General features: G+C 42.1%; 17 protein-coding genes. 15 read left to right on the forward strand and 2 right to left on the reverse strand.

Annotated features, from left to right (window positions below; genetic code table 11):
• Positions 1-324: 324 nt before the first annotated feature.
• Positions 325-768: a GNAT family N-acetyltransferase gene (locus DWZ47_RS25515; RefSeq protein WP_004300165.1), complete on the reverse strand. Its 444-nt coding sequence runs from the start codon at positions 766-768 to the stop codon at positions 325-327.
• Positions 769-797: 29 nt separating this feature from the next.
• Positions 798-1,148: a winged helix-turn-helix transcriptional regulator gene (locus DWZ47_RS25520; RefSeq protein WP_004300166.1), complete on the reverse strand. Its 351-nt coding sequence runs from the start codon at positions 1,146-1,148 to the stop codon at positions 798-800.
• 166 nt (positions 1,149-1,314) lie between these two features.
• Here DWZ47_RS25520 and DWZ47_RS25525 point away from each other — a divergent pair, with 166 nt between their 5' ends.
• From DWZ47_RS25525 to DWZ47_RS25595, 15 genes are all read left to right on the forward strand, one after another.
• The gene (locus DWZ47_RS25525) at positions 1,315-1,842 is read left to right on the forward strand and encodes a DJ-1/PfpI family protein (protein ID WP_004317816.1); all 528 of its coding nucleotides are present in this window, start codon (positions 1,315-1,317) and stop codon (positions 1,840-1,842) included.
• Between the two features lie 499 nt (positions 1,843-2,341).
• Positions 2,342-3,946, forward strand: coding sequence for a GAF domain-containing sensor histidine kinase (locus tag DWZ47_RS25530; RefSeq protein WP_117515110.1), 1,605 nt, complete (start codon positions 2,342-2,344; stop codon positions 3,944-3,946).
• A gap of 147 nt (positions 3,947-4,093) precedes the next feature.
• Entirely contained in the window at positions 4,094-7,252 is a 3,159-nt protein-coding gene (locus tag DWZ47_RS25535) for an ATP-binding protein (RefSeq protein ID WP_117515112.1), read from the forward strand.
• Between the two features lie 47 nt (positions 7,253-7,299).
• Positions 7,300-8,601, forward strand: a complete 1,302-nt coding sequence (locus DWZ47_RS25540) for a Na+/H+ antiporter NhaC family protein (RefSeq protein ID WP_008651787.1) — start codon at positions 7,300-7,302, stop codon at positions 8,599-8,601.
• Positions 8,602-8,707: 106 nt separating this feature from the next.
• Positions 8,708-9,259: a 30S ribosomal protein S16 gene (locus tag DWZ47_RS25545; protein ID WP_004325681.1), complete on the forward strand. Its 552-nt coding sequence runs from the start codon at positions 8,708-8,710 to the stop codon at positions 9,257-9,259.
• Positions 9,260-9,436: 177 nt separating this feature from the next.
• On the forward strand, positions 9,437-10,432 hold the full coding sequence (locus DWZ47_RS25550; RefSeq protein ID WP_004300173.1) for a GntR family transcriptional regulator: 996 nt from the start codon (positions 9,437-9,439) through the stop codon (positions 10,430-10,432).
• A 69-nt stretch (positions 10,433-10,501) separates the two neighbouring features.
• Complete coding sequence (fucI, locus tag DWZ47_RS25555; RefSeq protein WP_004303845.1) at positions 10,502-12,277, forward strand: L-fucose isomerase; 1,776 nt, start codon at positions 10,502-10,504, stop codon at positions 12,275-12,277.
• Between the two features lie 129 nt (positions 12,278-12,406).
• Positions 12,407-13,045, forward strand: coding sequence for a class II aldolase/adducin family protein (locus DWZ47_RS25560; protein WP_004303846.1), 639 nt, complete (start codon positions 12,407-12,409; stop codon positions 13,043-13,045).
• Positions 13,046-13,062: 17 nt separating this feature from the next.
• Positions 13,063-14,493: a rhamnulokinase gene (locus DWZ47_RS25565; RefSeq protein WP_004317804.1), complete on the forward strand. Its 1,431-nt coding sequence runs from the start codon at positions 13,063-13,065 to the stop codon at positions 14,491-14,493.
• A gap of 6 nt (positions 14,494-14,499) precedes the next feature.
• Positions 14,500-14,892, forward strand: a complete 393-nt coding sequence (locus DWZ47_RS25570; RefSeq protein WP_117515114.1) for an L-rhamnose mutarotase — start codon at positions 14,500-14,502, stop codon at positions 14,890-14,892.
• Between the two features lie 19 nt (positions 14,893-14,911).
• Positions 14,912-16,222, forward strand: coding sequence for an L-fucose:H+ symporter permease (gene fucP, locus DWZ47_RS25575; protein WP_008651791.1), 1,311 nt, complete (start codon positions 14,912-14,914; stop codon positions 16,220-16,222).
• Positions 16,223-16,464: 242 nt separating this feature from the next.
• Positions 16,465-17,016 (forward strand): RNA polymerase sigma-70 factor, encoded by a 552-nt coding sequence (locus DWZ47_RS25580; RefSeq protein ID WP_061447568.1) that lies wholly within the window; start codon positions 16,465-16,467, stop codon positions 17,014-17,016.
• A gap of 56 nt (positions 17,017-17,072) precedes the next feature.
• The gene (locus DWZ47_RS25585) at positions 17,073-18,059 is read left to right on the forward strand and encodes a FecR family protein (protein WP_117515116.1); all 987 of its coding nucleotides are present in this window, start codon (positions 17,073-17,075) and stop codon (positions 18,057-18,059) included.
• Between the two features lie 198 nt (positions 18,060-18,257).
• On the forward strand, positions 18,258-18,740 hold the full coding sequence (locus DWZ47_RS31425) for an STN domain-containing protein (protein WP_374938664.1): 483 nt from the start codon (positions 18,258-18,260) through the stop codon (positions 18,738-18,740).
• A gap of 139 nt (positions 18,741-18,879) precedes the next feature.
• A complete protein-coding gene (locus DWZ47_RS25595; RefSeq protein WP_117515138.1) occupies positions 18,880-21,240 on the forward strand; it encodes a SusC/RagA family TonB-linked outer membrane protein in 2,361 nt (786 codons plus the stop codon).
• Positions 21,241-21,242: the final 2 nt, after the last annotated feature.

Here is a 21,242-nt window from a genome sequence, read left to right on the forward strand (position 1 = left end):
GGCTTTGCGCATAAAAAAGGCTGTGTCAGCGTTTTGACACAACCTCATTTTGTTTATATTTTTACTTAACTCATTCTATAGAATCTCTAAAAATGCTCAAAATAGTTTTTAATAAACTCTGATACCGTTTATAATAAACTATCAAAAAGTTTATTATAAACCGAAAGTACGTTTATTAAGAACGTAGTCTTTAATTGTAAAAATTGACAAACACGTTTTCATACAATAGGAGGTTATAAATAAGCCGTTCATTCATATAGTAACATAAACAAACAAAATTCTTTATTTCATCCAAACGATTGAACTTCCTTCACTCGTTACACACTAAAATGTTTTCTTCAAATATATCATATCCACCAACTGCACACCATCCTCATACATCGGATGATCGTAGTTGTCAGTAAAGAAATTCTTTATCCGGTGAGAAACCGTGAAACCACAGTGTTCATAAAAAGATCTGGAAGAAGGTACATCGCCTGTACCCACTAACATTTCAGAACACTTTCCCTGATAATATTCAAATAAAAATTCGATTAAACGTTTTCCGTACCCCTGCCGTTGAAAGAAAGGAACGGTAGCAATATTCTTGATTTCATAAATACCTTCCCCTTCACGAGTCACTACACAAAGAGCTTTCAATCCGTTATCATAAAGAACGAACATATCGCCGCGCTCCAAATACCGGTCAATCATACTTTCCTGTTCATCAGCCAAGAGTAATAATTCGAGAAATTCTTTTTTATCTGAAGTTACTAGCTTTATCTCCATATTATCTATTTTATCATAAAATAAAAATGTTACCGACTCATTTGTCTATGGTCCAAAATAGTATCCATATTCTCCAAAGCCCATCCCACCAGTCCTTCAATATGAGGAATCAAAGTGCCACCCGTATCTGTCAGACAATACTCCACACGGGGAGGTACTTCAGCATATACTTTCCGTTCAACCAATCCATCTGATTCCAGAGTACGCAATGTTACAGTCAACATTCTTTGTGAAACATCTTCTATCGTTTTATGAATATCACTAAAACGCATGGTGCCGTTTGCGTTCAGCGTAATAAGCACCAGCATCGACCACTTGTCTCCCAAGCGGCTAAGCACATCTCTTATCGGACAATTTCCTATCGGATGAAAGTTTTTCATTCTTTAACGTTTTGTATTTTATTGAGTTCCAACAATAGTTACCTCTATGTAACTTCCTTATTTTCAAGTACGTTATTGCATTTCTCAAACTAGAAAGATACATTTGCATCACAAAAGTAATAAACTTACTAATAATAACTATTGTTTCATTTAAATAATTATGATTATGGCAAAGAAAGTTGCAGTTTTAGCAGTGAATCCGGTAAATGGTTGTGGATTATTCCAATATTTGGAAGCGTTTTTCGAGAATGGCATTTCATATAAAGTATTTGCCGTATCGGATACGAAGGAGATTAAAACAAATTCAGGAATCAGCCTGACAGCAGACGATGTGATCGCTAATTTGAAGGGACACGAAGATGAATTCGATGCACTCGTTTTCTCTTGTGGGGATGCAGTACCTGTATTTCAGCAGAATGCCGATAAACCCTATAACGTAGATTTGATGCAAGTCATTAAAACTTTCGGAGATAAAGGGAAAATGATGATCGGACATTGTGCCGGTGCAATGATGTTTGACTTTACCGGAATTACCAAAGGGAAGAAAGTAGCAGTTCACCCATTAGCTAAACCAGCTATTCAAAACGGAACAGCTACCGATAAGAAATCAGAGATAGATGGCAACTTTTTTACTGCTCAAGATGAAAACACCATTTGGACAATGATGCCACAGGTTATCGAAGCATTAAAATAATGTTTGCAACGTAGATATAAAACAATAAATATAAACATTATTATATTAATCTACGCATCCGAAGATGAAAAAGCACGTTCCTTTAAAAGCAACAGTGTGTTTCTCGGTGTACAACGGGTCGTTTCTTTTAAAGGAACGACCCGTTGGTTTTAAAGGAAAAATGTACATTTATTGCGCATTAATAATCAATCACTTACAGATTCAAAAAATTCAATGACCGACTAACTTCCCCAATCATTATTCAATTCAATAAATCCGCACAAGTGTTCACTCCTTTATTTCTCAAATGATTATTGTTAGTTAACTAAAATCCAAGGGAAATATCATATATCACATTCTCTTTTCGTACCAAGAAAAAGGAAAACGGAACATTACAAAAAATCTGAAACAGCGTTCATCATTTTTTAAAAGTCCGTATATTAGCAGCTTGAAGACTTGAAAGAGATAAACAGCATACTCCTTCCGAGTTTAAATAACCAAACAAGATGCCTAAAACAATATGATTAGAGAAAGAGAGAATTACAATGCATTTTTACTTCATTTTTTAGAAAGACTGAATAGCTGTGACTCTATTGAGAAAAAAATCACAGAATCACTTACGGATATTTGCGAATACTATGGCTTTAAAAGAGGATTCATTTATCAAACTGACGGATTTCGCTACTTCTATCTAAAGGAAACTGTCGGAAATAACGACAACGTTTTGCGACAACGTTTTGAAATCAGCGAAATGACCAATCAACATGTTGTCCGTGCAAATGGAAAGAACAAACCTTTTTATGCTTGCAGAAACCAAAATACTTCTTGGGATGATGTAGACATCGTGGATTTCTATAAAGTCGATTCATTACTAATCCGGCAAATTCAAGACTCCGAAGGAAAAATTATCGGATTCATCGGATTTGGAGACAGAGAACATGCAATATCTTTCACCGATGAAGAACTGCAAATGATTCATCTCATTTTAGGCTCCCTCTCCAAGGAAATAGCAGTGCGGGAATATAAAGAAAGAGAAGTACGGGCGAGCAAGACGTTAAGCAGCATCATGAATAATATGGGGGTTGACATCTACGTAAACTCTTTTGATTCCCATGATATGCTATATGCCAATGAATCTATGGCCGCTCCTTATGGAGGTATCGAACACTTTGAAGGAAAAAAATGCTGGCAGGCTCTATATAAAGATAAAACCGGAGAATGTGAGTTTTGTCCTAAGAAACATTTGATAGATGAAAACGGGCTGCCAACCAAGGTATATTCCTGGGATTACCAACGCCCGTTCGACAAATGTTGGTTCCGGGTATTCAGTGCAGCATTTGCCTGGATAGACGGACAGATGGCACACGTGATTACCAGCGTTGATATTGACCACCAAAAAACAATAGAAGAAGAACTAAGGATAGCCAAAGAAAAAGCGGAAAACCTGGACCGCTTAAAATCAGCCTTCCTCGCCAATATGAGTCATGAAATCCGTACTCCGCTCAATGCGATTGTCGGCTTTGCCAGTTTACTGGTCGAATCGGATGACAAAAAGGAACGTCAGGATTATGTCGATATCATGCAAGAAAACACCGAACTTCTTTTACAACTGATATCCGACATTCTCGACTTATCAAAAATAGAAGCTGGAACACTCGACTTCACCATGGATTATCTGGACATTAAGAGCTTCTGTGAAGATATTATACGCAATTATGATATAAAAGAAGATAAGCCGGTACCAGTTTTACTAGCCCTCACCCTACCCAATTTTTATATCTATACTGACAAGAAACGCCTGATGCAGGTTATCACAAACTTTATCAACAATGCCCTCAAATTTACAAATAAGGGACAGATTCTTCTTGAATATCATCTGAAAGAAGATACCTGTGAAATTGAATTTTCCGTAGCTGATACAGGAATGGGGATTGAACCGGACAAAGTAGACCGGGTATTCGACCGCTTTGTGAAACTCAATTCATTCTCAAAAGGCACAGGCTTAGGGCTGTCTATTTGCAGGAGCATTATCGAACATCTCGGCGGCACTATTGGAGTGGAATCCGAGATGGGAACCGGCTCGCGTTTTTGGTTTACTCATCCCTACAAAAGCGTATCCCTATAAAATTGAATAAAAAGCCCGTTAATCAGAAAAAGACCTGAAGTCTTTTTTTCATTCATTTTTTATGGTCAGAATCAAGTTTAATTCATTTATTATTAATACTTTTGCCAATGCATAAACTTAATAAGCCACCAGAAAATTAAATAAAAAATGACAACTCTTTTTCAAACCCAAATAATTAACTCATATATAATAAAATTATTTTTGTCTTTCTGTCTATTAGCTTTTTCCTACATATCACCGATTCTAGCTCAAAAAGATTCAGTGAACTCGTCAAATTATCTTTTAATCATTAATTCATATACAGAAGCAGCTCCCTGGAGCTTCAGAATGATTTCAGCCATTACCGAATATGCCCAGAATTCGCCTCAATTAGCACTCTATACCGAACACATGAACATGCTAATGATGGACACAGACTCCACTTTGAATGAATTCAGACAGGCAGTTCTGGAAAAATACAAGCGACATTCTCCGCGTATGTTGATATTACTCGGAAACTCCAGCATGATATTACGGGACGACTTCAGAAAGATGTGGGGAAATATTCCGATTATACTATGTGCTGAAGAAGATTACATCGGCCCGAAGGAATTTTATCTCCAAAAGAAGCCTGTTGAGTTGACTGCAAGAACCCCGATTGCAGATATGGCGCAGCCTTACAATCTCACTTTCCTACATTCCAATTTCTATATTAAAGAAAATATAGACCTGATTTGCCGAATGACTCCCGATATTAAAAATTTCATATTTATCGGTGATGAACGGCAAAACAACCAGACTTACAATATGGTTATCAAACAAGAATTGAAAAAGAGCCATCCCGACATCAATTATCAATTCATATCGCCCCGGAAGATGCAAACCAATCATTTGCTGGACACCCTTTACACCGTTGATCCTAAAACAACAGGAATACTTTTCTCTTCATGGTTTTACAAACACACCTTTGCCGGCAACACCTCGCTAGTTACAAATTCACACCTGTTAGTCTCAACGACTTCCGCACCTCTGTTCAGCCTTGGGATGATGACAATCAAGGACAACGCAGGAGGAATAATTGGCGGATACATCTACGATCAACATGCATACAGCCAGAAAATCATACAAACGATCCAATCAATATTGAATGGCAAACAAGCATCCGAGATACCTTTTTACGAGCCTTCAGATGCCGCTCCGACTATCAACTACAATGTTTTGCTACGTAAAGGAATGTCGCCATACTTATGTCCCCCGGGCACTATTTTCTTTAACAAGCCGCCTACGTTTTGGGAACAGTACGGATACTTTATTTTAGGAACCATAGTCTGCTTCATACTGCTTGCCCTATTCTTCCAATACCGCATCAGTCATCTGAATAAGCTCAAGAAAATACAACAGAAAGAGATTGACACAATGACTTCTTACAAAAACCTGATTAACAATATGCCTATATTGTATATGCAAGAAGAGTTAATCATGAATGAAGAAGGCACTCCGATAGAACTTGTATACCGGAATGTCAACGCTCATTTCGAGAAAAGTTTCTTCCGTAAAGAAGATGTAGTAGGCAAGAAAGCCAGTGAAATATTCCCTGAATCCATGCCGGAGTTCCTGCATTTCACCAAAATGTCACTTGCGGAAAACAAGGCTATCACTTTCCCCTATTATTTCAAACAGATAGACACCTTCTATGATGTAGTACTAAAAGGAACTCACCACAACAATATTGTCGATATTTTCTGCCTGGACAGCACCGAACTACACAAAGCACAACAAAAACTAAGTGCTACCAACAATAAACTGGCAATGGCACTGGACGTAGCCAATATCGTGCCTTGGAAATGGGATTTGCGAAGCAAAACCATACTTTGCGACATCAATAGGCCTATTGAGCTTAGCACAAACGATAAAGACGTGAATGAAGAACAATTGGCAGTGCCCGATTCCCAATATTTCTCAAAGATATTCAAAGAAGACCGTAAACGGGTAGAAAAAGCCTATGATGACCTGATAGAAGGGCGATCGGATAAAGTCAGGGAAGAATACCGGGTTATCAATGTACAGAATAACATTCACAGAATCGAATGGGTGGAAGCTCAAGCCGCTGTAGAGACCCGTGACGAAAACGGCAAGCCGCTCACCCTGGTCGGTTCTTCACTAGTCATCACCACACGGAAAAAGATGGAAATGGAATTGACCACAGCCAGAGACCGGGCAGAAGAATCCAATCGTCTGAAGTCTGCCTTCCTCGCCAATATGAGCCATGAAATCCGTACTCCCCTCAACGCTATTGTCGGTTTCTCCGGCATATTGGCTTCAACAGACGAGGAAGAGGAAAAGCAGGAATATGTGAGCATCATTGAAAACAATAATACCTTGTTATTACAATTAATCAGCGACATTCTTGATTTATCAAAGATTGAAGCCGGAACATTGGAATTTCAATATTCCAACATAGACTTGAACAAAATGCTGAACGAGTTAACGAGCTCATTACAATTAAAAATAAAATCTGAAAAAGTACAGCTAACCTGCCATCTGGCAGAGAAAAATTGCTTTATCCATACAGAGAAGAACAGGCTGTCACAATTGCTCATCAACCTGATAAGTAATGCCATCAAATTCACCACTGAAGGATACATTCGTTTTGGCTATGAACTCCGCGGCAAAGAGATCTATTTTTATGTCAGCGATACTGGCTGTGGCATTCCCAAAGACAAGCAAAAGAGCATTTTCGGACGCTTCGTCAAATTAAATAGTTTCGAACAAGGCACTGGCCTGGGACTTTCTATCTGCCAGACTCTGGTAGAACACATGGGAGGTACCATCGGAGTAGACTCGGAAGAGGGCAAAGGCTCAACATTCTGGTTCACGCTGCCATATAAAGCCGCAATAGCCGTAGAAGAAAGCATAAAAAAAGAGGAAATTCAGCCGATAAGTATAGAAAAAAACAAGTTTACCATTCTGATTGCCGAGGATAATGAAAGTAACTACAAACTGTTCGCATCCATACTAAAGGGAGAGTATCAATTAATTCATGCCTGGGATGGACAAGAGGCGGTGGAAATGTTCAAGCAATATAATCCGCAGATTATATTGATGGACATCAATATGCCGGTCATGGACGGTTACGAGGCAACTAAAGAAATACGCAAATATTCTGCCAAGGTACCTATTATCGCCATTACGGCTTTTGCCTATGCTTCGGATGAACAACGGGTGATGGAAAGCGGTTTTGACGGCTATATGCCTAAACCTATCAATGCCCGCCTGTTGAAAGCACAACTGACGGAAATCATGCAGAAGCGTATTATTTTACTTTAAGAGACAGAGAACCAAAAGCAAAAAACGAATATCTACATATTCCATTTATGACTGAAGAAAAAATACATAAAAACCGCACCGGAAGTTGGTGGGCATTAAGTCCGTTGCTCGTATTCTTATGCCTTTACCTGGTAACTTCCATTCTTGTCAACGACTTTTATAAAGTGCCTATCACGGTGGCTTTCCTTGTTTCTTCCTGCTACGCCATTGCTATTACCAAAGGATTGAAACTAGACCAACGCATCTATCAGTTCTCCGTGGGAGCTGCCAATAAAAATATCCTCCTGATGATATGGATATTCATTCTTGCCGGAGCCTTTGCTCATAGTGCGAAACAAATGGGAGCAATCGATGCCACTGTCAATCTGACACTGCATATTCTGCCGGATAACCTGTTACTGGCAGGCATCTTCATTGCCGCCTGTTTCATCTCTTTATCCATCGGAACCAGCGTAGGAACTATCGTCGCCCTTACTCCCGTTGCCGTAGGACTGGCAGAAAAGACAGAAATAGCTCTCCCCTTTATGGTAGCCGTCGTAGTAGGCGGTTCTTTTTTCGGAGACAACTTATCTTTTATCTCCGACACCACCATCGCTTCGACAAAAACCCAGGAATGTGTAATGCGCGATAAATTCCGTGTAAATTCTATGATTGTCGTCCCGGCAGCCATCATTGTGTTGGGAATTTACATATTTCAGGGACTATTCATTACCGCTCCCGCCCAAACACAGACCATTGAATGGATCAAAGTTATACCTTATATAATAGTATTAGGAACAGCCATTGCCGGAATGAACGTGATGCTCGTACTCATAATAGGTATATTGACAAGTGGCATCATTGGCATCGCGACCGGCAGCTTTGGAATTTTCGACTGGTTTGGTGCCATGGGAATGGGAATTACAGGAATGGGAGAACTGATTATTATCACTCTATTGGCCGGAGGGATGCTCGAAACCATCCGTTATAACGGTGGTATCGATTTCATTATCCGGAAACTCACCCGCCACGTCAATGGTAAAAGAGGAGCCGAACTAAGCATTGCCGCCCTGGTAAGTATCGCCAACTTATGTACAGCCAACAACACGATTGCCATTATAACAACAGGACCGATTGCCAAAGATATTGCCGTGAAATTCCATCTCGACCGAAGAAAAACAGCCAGTATCCTCGATACTTTCTCCTGCCTGATACAAGGGATTATTCCATACGGAGCGCAGATGCTGATTGCAGCGGGACTTGCCAGTATCTCCCCCATCAGTATCATCGGAAATCTCTACTATCCGTTTACAATGGGAGCATGCGCCCTGCTAGCAATTTTGTTCCGCTATCCGAAACGGTATTCGTAAAAAAGATGCGAAATGTTTGTCAATCAAAAGAAAAGCCGTATCTTTGTGCCCGCTATTACGAGATAATAGTATAATTCAAATCAATCATTAAAAACAATTATTTAAAATGGCAACTAGAATCAGATTGCAGAGACACGGACGTAAAAGTTACGCGTTCTATTCAATTGTAATTGCAGACAGCAGAGCACCACGTGATGGTAAATTTATTGAGAAGATTGGTACTTACAACCCTAACACCAATCCTGCTACAGTAGATTTGAATTTCGACGCTGCATTGGCATGGGTACTGAAAGGTGCACAACCAAGTGACACTGTACGTAACATTCTTTCTCGTGAAGGAGTTTACATGAAGAAACATCTTCTGGGCGGTGTAGCAAAAGGCGCATTCGGAGAAGCAGAAGCTGAAGCTAAATTCGAAGCTTGGAAAAACAACAAACAGTCAGGTTTGGCTACTTTGAAGGCTAAACAAGACGAAGCTAAGAAAGCTGAAGCAAAAGCACGTCTGGAAGCAGAAAAGAAGATCAACGAAGTGAAAGCAAAAGCACTCGCTGAAAAGAAAGCTGCTGAAGCTGCTGAAAAAGCTGCTGCTGAAGCACCTGCAGAGGAAGCTGCAGCTCCGGCTGAAGAAGCTCCTGCAACAGAAGCTGCTGCTGAATAAATTTCAGCAGATTCCGAACAAGAAATCAGGAAAAGCTATAAATCCTCTCCGGTCCGCCGGAGGGGATTTTTTTATTGTTTTCTGCTATAAAACATATCAAATTATTTATTCCGTTCAGAATAAAATGCCTTTCTTTGCATCAGCATAGTTCAGCATAGTGTTATTTATTTTTCGAATATGAAACGAATTGATAAAAAGGCAACATTCGGACAACAGGCAAGCAAGGTTACGCAACTAGCGGACGCACTTAGCCAGGCGATTTCCAGAAAAGAATTTCTTGAAGGAGATTCTTTGCCTTCCATCAATCAGTTGAGTGCTCAATACGGAGTATCACGCGACACCGTTTTCAAGGCTTTCCTTGATTTACGCGAACGAGGCTTGATCGACTCCACTCCCGGCAAGGGTTATTATGTGACGAGCCAGGTGACCAATGTCTTATTGCTGCTCGACCAATATACTCCTTTCAAAGAAGCCTTATATAACAGTTTCGTCAGACATCTGCCTATCAACTATAAGGTAGACTTATTATTTCATCAATACAACGAACGGTTGTTCAATACGATCCTCCGGGAATCCATCGGGAAATACAACAAATACATCGTGATGAATTTCGATAACGAAAAATTCAGCACTGTTCTCAATAAAATTAATCCTTCAAGATTACTACTCCTTGATTTCGGCAAATTCGAAAAAGAAAAGTATTCATATATCTGCCAGGATTTTGATGAATTTTTCTATCAGGCATTGAATCTGCTCAAGGAAAGATTGAAGAACTATCACCAGCTCGTTTTTTTGTTTCCCAAAAGCCTGAAACATCCCCAAAGCAGTAAGGTGTATTTTACCCGTTTCTGTCAGGAGCAAGGATTCCTCTGTGAAATACAGGAGGATATTGAGAATCTGATCGTACGTAAGGGAGTTGCCTATATCGCCATCAAGCAACAAGATGTAGTAAAAGTGGTGAAACAAGGAAGATTGGAAGGGCTGAAATGCGGAAAAGATTTCGGTCTGTTAGCGTATAATGATATTCCTTCCTACGAAGTGATTGACGAAGGAATAACCTCATTGAGTATTGATTGGGAAATGATGGGAAACGAAGCGGCCAATTTCGTTCTTAATAATGTACCGGTTCAGAAGTTCTTACCAACGGAAGTAAGGCTTCGAAAGTCACTTTAATTTTTTTTTTGCGAAGACATCAGCACAGTTCAGCACAGATATTAATTAATCCTTTAATAGATAGAAACCATGAAAAAGTATCCGAAAATCGGGATTCGTCCCACAATCGATGGTCGCCAAGGTGGCGTTCGCGAAAGCCTTGAAGAGAAAACAATGAATTTAGCAAAAGCAGTAGCCGAGTTAATCAGCAGCAACCTGAAAAACGGTGATGGCAGTCCGGTAGAATGTGTTATAGCCGATAGCACGATCGGACGCGTAGCCGAAAGTGCCGCTTGTGCGGAAAAGTTTGAAAGAGAAGGGGTCGGCTCTACCATTACCGTCACTTCTTGCTGGTGCTATGGTGCTGAAACGATGGATATGAACCCGCATTATCCGAAAGCTGTCTGGGGATTCAACGGCACAGAACGTCCGGGAGCTGTATACCTTGCTGCCGTACTTGCCGGACACGCACAAAAAGGCCTTCCCGCATTCGGTATCTACGGACGCGACGTTCAAGATCTGGACGATAATACAATCCCTGAAGATGTATCGGAAAAGATTCTTCGTTTTGCACGCGCTGCACAGGCAGTAGCTACGATGAGAGGCAAATCTTACCTGTCAATGGGTAGTGTATCTATGGGTATCGCCGGTTCTATCGTTAATCCTGATTTCTTCCAAGAGTATTTGGGAATGCGTAATGAGTCAATAGACCTCACAGAAATCATCCGTCGAATGGACGAAGGCATCTATGACCACGAAGAATACGCCAAAGCCATGGCCTGGACTGAAAAAAATTGCAAGACAAACGAAGGTGAAGACTTCAAGAACCGTCCTGAAAAACGTAAAACCCGTGAACAGAAAGATGCTGATTGGGAATTCATTGTAAAGATGACGATTATCATGCGCGACTTGATGACCGGAAATCCCAAATTGAAAGAAATGGGATTCAAGGAAGAGGCTTTGGGACACAATGCCATTGCAGCCGGTTTCCAGGGACAACGCCAATGGACAGACTTCTATCCTAACGGTGACTATCCGGAAGCTTTACTCAATACCTCTTTTGACTGGAATGGTATCCGTGAAGCATTTGTGGTAGCTACCGAAAATGATGCCTGCAACGGTGTAGCCATGTTGTTCGGACATCTATTGACCAACCGTGCACAAATATTCTCCGACGTACGTACTTACTGGAGTCCTGAAGCCGTGAAACGTGTAACCGGCAAAGAGTTGAGCGGATTGGCAGCAAACGGTATCATCCATCTTATCAATTCCGGTGCAACGACTCTCGACGGTTCCGGCCAATCATTAGACGCAGCAGGCAATCCGGTTATGAAAGAACCATGGAACCTGACGGACGCTGATGTAGAGAACTGTCTCAAAGCAACGACCTGGTATCCGGCAGACCGTGACTACTTCCGTGGGGGTGGCTTCTCGTCCAACTTCCTGTCAAAAGGCGGAATGCCTGTTACCATGATGCGCCTCAACCTGATTAAAGGCTTAGGCCCTGTCCTGCAAATCGCAGAAGGTTGGACAGTGGAAATTGATCCGGAAATCCATCAGAAACTCAATATGCGTACAGACCCGACATGGCCTACCACCTGGTTTGTGCCCCGTTTGTGTGATAAACCGGCTTTCAAAGACGTATATTCAGTCATGAATAACTGGGGAGCCAATCATGGCGCCATCAGCTATGGACACATCGGCCAGGACTTAATCACTCTTGCTTCCATGCTCCGCATCCCGGTATGCATGCACAATGTAGAAGAAGATCAGATGTTCCGCCCGGCTGCCTGGAATGCTTTCGGCATGGACAAAGAAGGATCAGATTACAGAGCTTGTGCAACTTATGGTCCTATTTATAAATAAACAAGTTTTTTTCGTCCTGTATAAATAAATATTTTAACTTTGCCGTTCGTAGGGACGGGGTCCCCCACCCGACACATAACAAATGTCGGGATAGCCCCGCCCCCTACAGCGACTTAAATAAGTAAGACTATGATTACTAACGAACATATTGAACAGTTCATTGCACAAGCACATCGTTACGGGGATGCAAAGTTAATGCTTTGCAGCAGCGGTAACCTTTCCTGGAGAATCGGCGAAGAAGCATTGATTTCCGGTACGGGTTCCTGGGTTCCCACACTTGGCAAAGAAAAGGTTTCAATCTGCCATATTGCCAGCGGCATTCCTGCCAATGGTGTAAAACCCTCTATGGAAAGTACATTCCATTTGGGTATTCTCCGTGAACGTCTGGACGTCAATGTCGTTCTCCATTTCCAATCGGAATATGCCACCGCTGTCTCCTGCATGAAGAACAAGCCGGCAAATTTCAACGTAACAGCAGAAATTCCTTGCCATGTAGGTTCAGAAATACCTGTGATTCCGTATTATCGTCCCGGCTCACCGGAACTGGCGAAAGCCGTGGTAGAAGCCATGCAAAAGCATAACTCGGTTTTACTGACCAACCACGGACAAGTGGTGTGCGGAAAAGACTTCGACCAAGTATATGAACGGGCTACTTTTTTCGAAATGGCTTGTCGCATCATTGTTCAATCCGGCGGTGATTATTCAGTGCTCACACCGGCAGAAATTGAAGACCTGGAAATCTACGTATTAGGAAAGAAAACCAACTAATATCCAGGCATATTACCATGAAAGATACCATCAAACATACTTATTTAGCAGCAGACTTCGGAGGCGGCAGCGGGCGAATCATCGCCGGCTTTCTTCTTAACGGCAGGCTGGAATTGGAAGAGATATACCGCTTCTCCAACCGGCAGGTCAAACTAGGCAATCATATTTACTGGGACTTCCCGGCTCTGTTCGAAGATATGAAAACCGGACTAAAACTGGCTGCACAAAAAGGATATGCCGTAAAAGGTATTGGTATTGACACTTGGGGAGTGGATTTCGGACTGATTGACAAACATGGAAACCTATTAGGAAATCCAGTCTGTTACCGGGATGCAAGAACAGAGGGAATGCCGGCAGAAGTATTCAAGTGCATGGATGAACATCGACATTATGCCGAAACCGGTATTCAGGTGATGCCTATCAATACGCTGTTTCAACTTTACAGCATGAAGCAAAATCAAGATGCACAGTTGGAAGTTGCCAGGCAACTTTTATTCATGCCCGATCTCTTCAGTTATTTCCTGACAGGGGTAGCCAATAATGAATATTGTATCGCCTCCACCTCTGAATTACTCAACGCCAAATCACGCAACTGGTCATTCGATACCATACATAGCTTAGGTCTTCCCGAACATCTGTTCGGTAAAATCATTCTTCCCGGAACAATCAGAGGCACTCTGAAAGAGGATATTGCACGCGAAACCGGACTGGGTGCCGTAGACGTTATTGCCGTAGGTTCACATGATACAGCCAGTGCCGTAGCTGCTGTTCCTGCTGCAGAAAGTCCTATCGCTTTCCTTAGTTCCGGCACTTGGTCGTTACTGGGAGTTGAAGTGGACGAACCCATATTAACGGAAGAAGCAAGAAAAGCTCAATTCACCAATGAAGGAGGTGTAGACGGCAAAATCCGTTTCCTCCAGAATATAACAGGATTATGGATTCTGCAACGCTTGATGAGCGAGTGGAAAGCGTGTGGCGAGGAACAAGATTATGATATAATCATCCCGCAAGCAGCCGAAGCCGAGATTGATACAATCATCCCTGTAGACGACACCATATTCATGAATCCGGAAAATATGGAGAACGCGCTTATTCATTATTGCCGGAATCATGCTTTGCAAATTCCCCAAAACAAGGCAGAGACTGTACGATGTGTGCTCCAGTCATTAGCTTTCAGATATCGGCTGGCTGTGGAACAGCTCAACCGTTGCCTCCCCGCTCCAATCCGTCAGTTAAATATCATCGGAGGAGGATCACAAAATAAGTTGCTCAACCAACTGACAGCTGACGAACTCGGTATTCCTGTTTATGCAGGTCCGGTGGAAGCCACTGCAATGGGAAACATCCTGACGCAGGCAATGGCTAAAGGAGAAATTGCCGATCTTCGTGAATTGCGGGAAATTGTCACTCGCAGCGTTACACCACAAGTATATTATCCTAAAAAATAAAAGTATATGGAAACATCTAAAACCGGTTATCAGGTTCAATCTTATGACGTTCCCGTCAAACGATATTGCCAAACCCTTGATTTACGCGATTCTCCGGAACTAATCGCCGAATATCGGAAAAGACATAGCCAGGCGGAAGCATGGCCGGAAATTCTTGCCGGTATCCGGGAAGTTGGCATCCTGGAAATGGAAATTTATATCCTGGGAACCCGACTGTTTATGATCGTCGAAACTCCCCTTGATTTTGACTGGAACAAGGCAATGGAACGCCTGAACACCCTTCCCCGCCAACAAGAGTGGGAAGAATATATGGCTATCTTCCAACAAGCCGCACCCGGAATGAGTTCCGCCGAGAAATGGAAACCGATGGAAAGAATGTTCCATTTGTATAATACTTAAAAAAATACCAGAAACAACCATGAAACACACCAAGCAGTCCATCATTTCGAAAGATGGCATCAGTTATCTTATACCTTTTATTCTCATTACCTCCTGTTTTGCGTTATGGGGATTTGCCAATGACATTACCAATCCGATGGTAAAGGCATTCTCTAAAATCTTCCGGATGAGTGCCACCGACGGGGCATTGGTACAGGTTGCCTTCTATGGAGGCTACTTTGCAATGGCTTTCCCGGCTGCCATCTTCATCCGCAAATATTCCTACAAAGCAGGTGTTTTGTTAGGACTGGGTATGTATGCTTTCGGAGCCTTCTTATTCTTCCCCGCCAAAATGACGGGTGAGTACTATCCGTTTCTGATTGCTTATTTTATTCTGACCTGCGGATTATCTTTCCTCGAAACAAGCTGTAATCCGTATATTCTTTCCATGGGAACGGAAGAAACAGCTACCCGGCGATTGAACCTTGCACAGTCTTTCAACCCGATGGGGTCACTTCTCGGAATGTATGTAGCCATGCAGTTCATTCAAGCGAAATTGCATCCGATGTGTACCGAAGACCGCGCATTGCTTAACGACTGCGAATTTCAAGCAATCAAAGAAAGCGACCTTAGCGTCCTGATTGCTCCTTATCTCATTATCGGACTGATTATCGTAGCCATGTTGCTTCTGATACGATTCGTCAAGATGCCTAAGAATGGAGATCAGAATCATAGAATAGACTTCTTCCCTACACTGAAACGTATTTTCACCCAAACGCGTTATCGTGAAGGTGTGATTGCCCAATTTTTCTATGTAGGTGCACAAATTATGTGCTGGACTTTCATCATTCAGTATGGAACACGCTTGTTCATGTCACAAGGTATGGACGAGAAAAGTGCGGAAGTACTATCTCAACAATATAATATCATAGCAATGGTGATATTCTGTATTAGCCGTTTTATCTGTACGTTCATTCTGCGCTATCTCAATGCGGGTAAATTGCTGATGATTCTTGCTATCTTTGGAGGTATTTTCACTTTAGGTGTAATCTTCCTTCAAAATATCTTCGGAATGTATTGTCTGGTAGCAGTATCGGCTTGTATGTCATTGATGTTCCCTACCATCTACGGTATTGCCTTGAAAGGTATGGGAGATGATGCGAAGTTCGGAGCTGCCGGCCTTATTATGGCTATCCTGGGAGGTTCTGTTCTTCCACCGCTACAGGCAAGCATCATTGATTTGGAACAAATAGCGTGGTTACCGGCTGTCAATGTTTCATTTATTCTTCCGTTCATCTGTTTTCTTGTAATTATCGGCTACGGTTACCGCACAGTGAAAAGAAACTGGTAAAATACATATCTAAAAATAGTGACGGTATCACATTGGTATACCGTCACCATCTCACTCGAATAGTGACGCCATCCCTACTGGATAGCGTCACTATTTTTTTCCTTTTCACAGTTAAGAGTTCATAAAAACACAGAACTTGAAGTCGTTTTTTTAGTTTCCTTTTTCGCATACTAATCTTGGCTTCTTAGTATTGTTGAATTATTTACATACATTTGTCTCATACCAACAGACCTGATAAACCTATGAGCCAAAACCAAGACCCTATTCATCTAGCCCGCCAATTCGAAATTATATTTACCACGCACTATTCCGCTGTTAAATATTTCGCTATAAACTTGCTCAAATCTGAAGAGGACGCAGAAGATATCATTCAGGATGTGTTCGCTAAATTATGGACACAACCGGAGGTCTGGCTGGAAAACAAAGACATAGGCCAGTATATCTACGCCATGACTAAAAACACAACTTTCAATTTCATCAAACGCAAAAGACTGGAACAATCCTATCAGGAACAATTATCGCAGAAATATCTAATCGAAGACTTACTAAAATCCGAAGATACTCTCGACCCTATCTATTATAAAGAAGCACTATTAATCATCCGCCTAATTCTCGACCGCCTTCCCGAACGCCGCAGAAAAGTTTTTGAAATGAGCCGCATCAACAATATGAGTAATATGGAGATAGCACAAGCACTCAATATTTCCGTACGAACTGTGGAACACCAAATCTATCTGACCCTGCTCGAAATAAAAAAAACTATTTTTATTGCATTTTTCTTGTGTTTCTTTTAAGTAATCCCCCATTTTCGATTGTGCTAATAGTGTAACCACTAAAAAGAACAGCGCAAATGAGGAACTTTTTTCAGAAAATACTGATATTATTTACCGGCAATAACTATCCGGAAGCTACCCAAAATGAATTCTATCAATGGCTGGTAGATGAGGATCATGCATCCCAGAAAGAAGATGCTTTGAGAGAGCTATGGAACAAAGCGCAACGGCAAAAAAACGTGAAAGGAATGCAGAAGTCTTACGAGCGCCTGAAAAAACAGGAAGGTATTCCAACCGTACCCAAAGAGAGAAGAATTCGCCCAATACATATATGGCAATCCGCAGCCGCTATCTTATTCCTCCTGCTTGCCTCTTCGGTCTATCTATCGACTGTAGGCACAAAAGCGGAAACCGACTTGTTACAGCAATATATTCCGATAGCAGAAATGAGAAGTTTGACGCTGCCCGACGGAACAAAAGTGCAACTCAACTCGAAAAGTACACTTTTATATCCGCACGAGTTTACCGGAGATAGTCGTAGTGTATTCCTGTTAGGCGAAGCCAACTTCAAGGTTAAGCCGGACAAAAAACGTCCGTTTATCGTGAAATCCAATGATTTACAGATTACTGCGTTGGGTACGGAATTTAATGTATCTGCCTACCCTGAAAGCCAGGAAATAGCAACGATCCTCATTTCAGGCAGTATCCGTGTAGATTATAACAATCTGACAACAAGTGTCATTCTCCATCCCAACGAACAGTTTGCCTATAACAGAAACAATAAGAAATATGATCTCTCCAATCCGGATATGGACGATGTGACAGCCTGGCAACGCGGAGAACTGGTTCTGCAAAAGATGACGCTGACGGACATCATCAACGTATTGGAGCGAAAATATCCTTATGCCTTTGTATATAGTATCAAGAACCTCAAAAACGACAGGTTCAGTTTTCGTTTCAAGGACAACGCACCACTCGAAGAAGTGATGGAAATCATCGTGAACGTGGTCGGACAAATGGACTATAGAATAGTAGAAGACAAGTGCTATCTGACAAGAATATAACTTTTTAACCTTATATGCCATGCAAAAAAATACCCGGAACAGAGGCCTCACTCCGTCCCGGATATGAAATCTGAATTCCCAATATTAGAGTTTACTCTACAAATTACCTCGAAATAATTTAGTCAATAACCTAATACTAAGAAAATGCTACAAATTTATAAATTTATAGTAGACAAGAAGACAAAGGGAAGAAGTTTTATGCTTTTTTTCTGTTTGATGCTCGCCACAACAGTTTCCCTTGCACAAAATGGTGCTAAAATCACTATTAAAAAGAATAGTATATCTGTGATTGAAGCACTGAAAGAAGTTGAAAAACAATCCGGTATGTCCGTAGGCTACAACGATTCCCAACTGAAAAACAAACCGGCCATCACCCTCAATATAGAGGCGGCTTCGTTGGAAAATGCGCTCGCTCAAATTCTCAAAGGTACAGGTTTCACCTATCAACTGAAAGAGAAATATATCATGATTATTCCGGAACAAAAGAAAGAAAGTAACCCGACCAAAAAGATCACCGGTAAGGTAGTTGATGAAAACAATGATCCCTTGATCGGAGTGAACATCAAAGTGGAAGGCACTGCCGCCGGATCTCACAGACATCGACGGGAACTTCCTGATCGAAGCTTCCACCGGAAATACACTGACATTTACTTATATCGGTTATACTTCAGGAAGCATTAAAGTCACCAACCAGAATAATTACCGCATTCAACTGACAGCCGATACGCAACAGCTATCGGAAGTTGTAGTAACTGCTCTCGGCATCAAACGCGAGCAAAAAGCATTGAGCTACAACGTCCAGCAAATCAGAGCAGACAAGATGCCGGAAATAAAAGACGCCAACTTTATCAACAGTTTGAGCGGAAAGGCTGCCGGCGTTGTCATTAATGCTTCTTCTTCCGGTGTGGGAGGTGCCAGTAAAGTGGTGATGCGTGGTACAAAGTCTATCGAGCAGAGCAGTAATGCGCTATACGTCATTGACGGTATTCCGATGTATAACTTCGGCGGTGGAGGCGGTACTGAATTTGACTCCAAAGGTGCTACGGAAGCCATTGCGGATATTAATCCCGACGATATTGAAAGCATCTCTTTCCTGACAGGTGCGGACAAGAACCAAACGTTCTTTTCTGCCGCAGCAGTCAATTCAGAAGGGATGATTCCGAACAATAGGTACAACCGATATAATTTCACATTTCGCAATACGACTCATTTCCTGAATGACAAGATGAAATTGGATGTAGGAGCCAGTTATATCATACAAAATGACCGCAACATGACCAATCAGGGAGTTTATTCCAATCCATTGGTTTCGGCTTACCTGTTTCCACGCGGCGATGACTTTTCTCTAGTAAAAGCCTTCGAACGTTATGACGAAGCACGTAAAATCAATGTGGCTTACTGGCCGCAAGGTGAAGGGGATTTGCGTATGCAGAATCCTTACTGGATTGCTTACCGGAACGTCCGCACGAATGAGAAAAAGCGTTATATGCTGAATGCCGGACTGACATACGACATTTTGGACTGGCTGAATGTATCGGCACGTATCCGCGTGGATAACACCGACAATACTTATCAGCAAAAGCTATACGCAAGTACGATCTCTACACTGACCGAAGGTAGTACCCAGGGACATTACACCATTCAAAAGGTGAACGAGACACAAACGTATGCCGACTTCATGGTGAATATCAATAAACGCATTGACGACTTCACGGTAGTAGTCAATGCCGGTACTTCATTGAGCGACAACTCCAGTGATTTACTGGGTTACGGTGGTCCGATTCGCGACACGGGAGTGCCCAACGTATTCAATGTATTTGATTTGGACAACGCCAAGAAACGGGCAACACAGGAGGGTTCGGAAGAAATGACGCAGTCTATTTTTGCCAGTGCGGAAATAGGATGGAAAAGCATGCTGTACCTGACGTTGACCGGACGTAACGACTGGGCTTCCCAGTTGAAAGGCTCGAATCCTACTTCTTTCTTCTATCCATCGGTAGGTCTTTCGGCAGTAATCAGCGAAATGGTGACATTACCCAAAGCGATTGATTACCTGAAAGTACGCGGATCATTCAGTTCTGTGGGTACCCCCTACCCGCGTTTTCTGGTACAACCGACTTACAGCTATGACCCTACCAAACAGGACTGGAACGCCAAAACCCATTATCCTATCGGCAAACTGAAACCGGAACGTACCGACTCTTGGGAAATAGGTGTGGACGGAACTTTCTTCAAGGATTTCAAAGTCAGTGGTTCATTCTACTATGCCAATACCTATAACCAGACATTCGACCCGAAAATCACCGTATCTTCCGGCTATTCGACTCTTTATGTGCAAACCGGTTATGTACGCAATCTCGGTGTCGAGGGGCTACTCTCTTACGGACATACATGGCGCGACTTCGGATGGAACAGTAATTTCACTTTCTCCTGGAATAAAAACAAAATTGTGGAGTTGGTTAAGGACTATGTGCATCCCGAAACCGGAGAAATCGTCAACAAAGACCGCCTTGAACTAAAAGGACTGGGATATACCAAATTTATCCTGAAAGAAGGAGGCACACTGGGAGACCTGTACACGAATGCCGACTTCATACGTGACGATAAAGGATATATCCAGATAGACAAAAATGGGGATGTCGCCAAAACGGATAATCTACCTGACATCAAATTAGGCAGCGTATTTCCTAAAGCAAACCTGGCATGGAACAACAGCTTTTCTTACAAAGGTATTTATGCGGGATTCCAATTAAGTGCCCGCCTGGGAGGTATTGTTTATTCAGCCACACAGGCTGCTCTCGACCAATATGGCGTATCCGAAGCATCTGCTGCCGCCCGTGACCGTGGCGGAGTACTCGTCAACGGACGTAGCTGGGTGAACGCACAGCAGTATTACGAGATTGTAGCTACCTCAAGCGGGCTGCCGCAATATTATACGTATAGTGCCACAAATCTGCGTTTGCAGGAAGCGCACATCGGATACACCATCCCCCGCAAATGGTTGGGTAATATCTGCGACATCAACGTCTCTGTAGTGGGACGTAACCTGTGGATGATTTATTGCAAAGCACCTTTCGACCCGGAAGCGATTGCTACAACAAACAATTTCTATCAGGGAATCGACTACTTCATGATGCCCAGTACACGCAATTTTGGTTTTAATGTAAAGATTAACTTCTAAAA

Source organism: Bacteroides sp. AF32-8BH (assembly GCF_003435205.1).
GTDB classification, from domain to species: Bacteria; Bacteroidota; Bacteroidia; order Bacteroidales; family Bacteroidaceae; genus Bacteroides; species Bacteroides ovatus.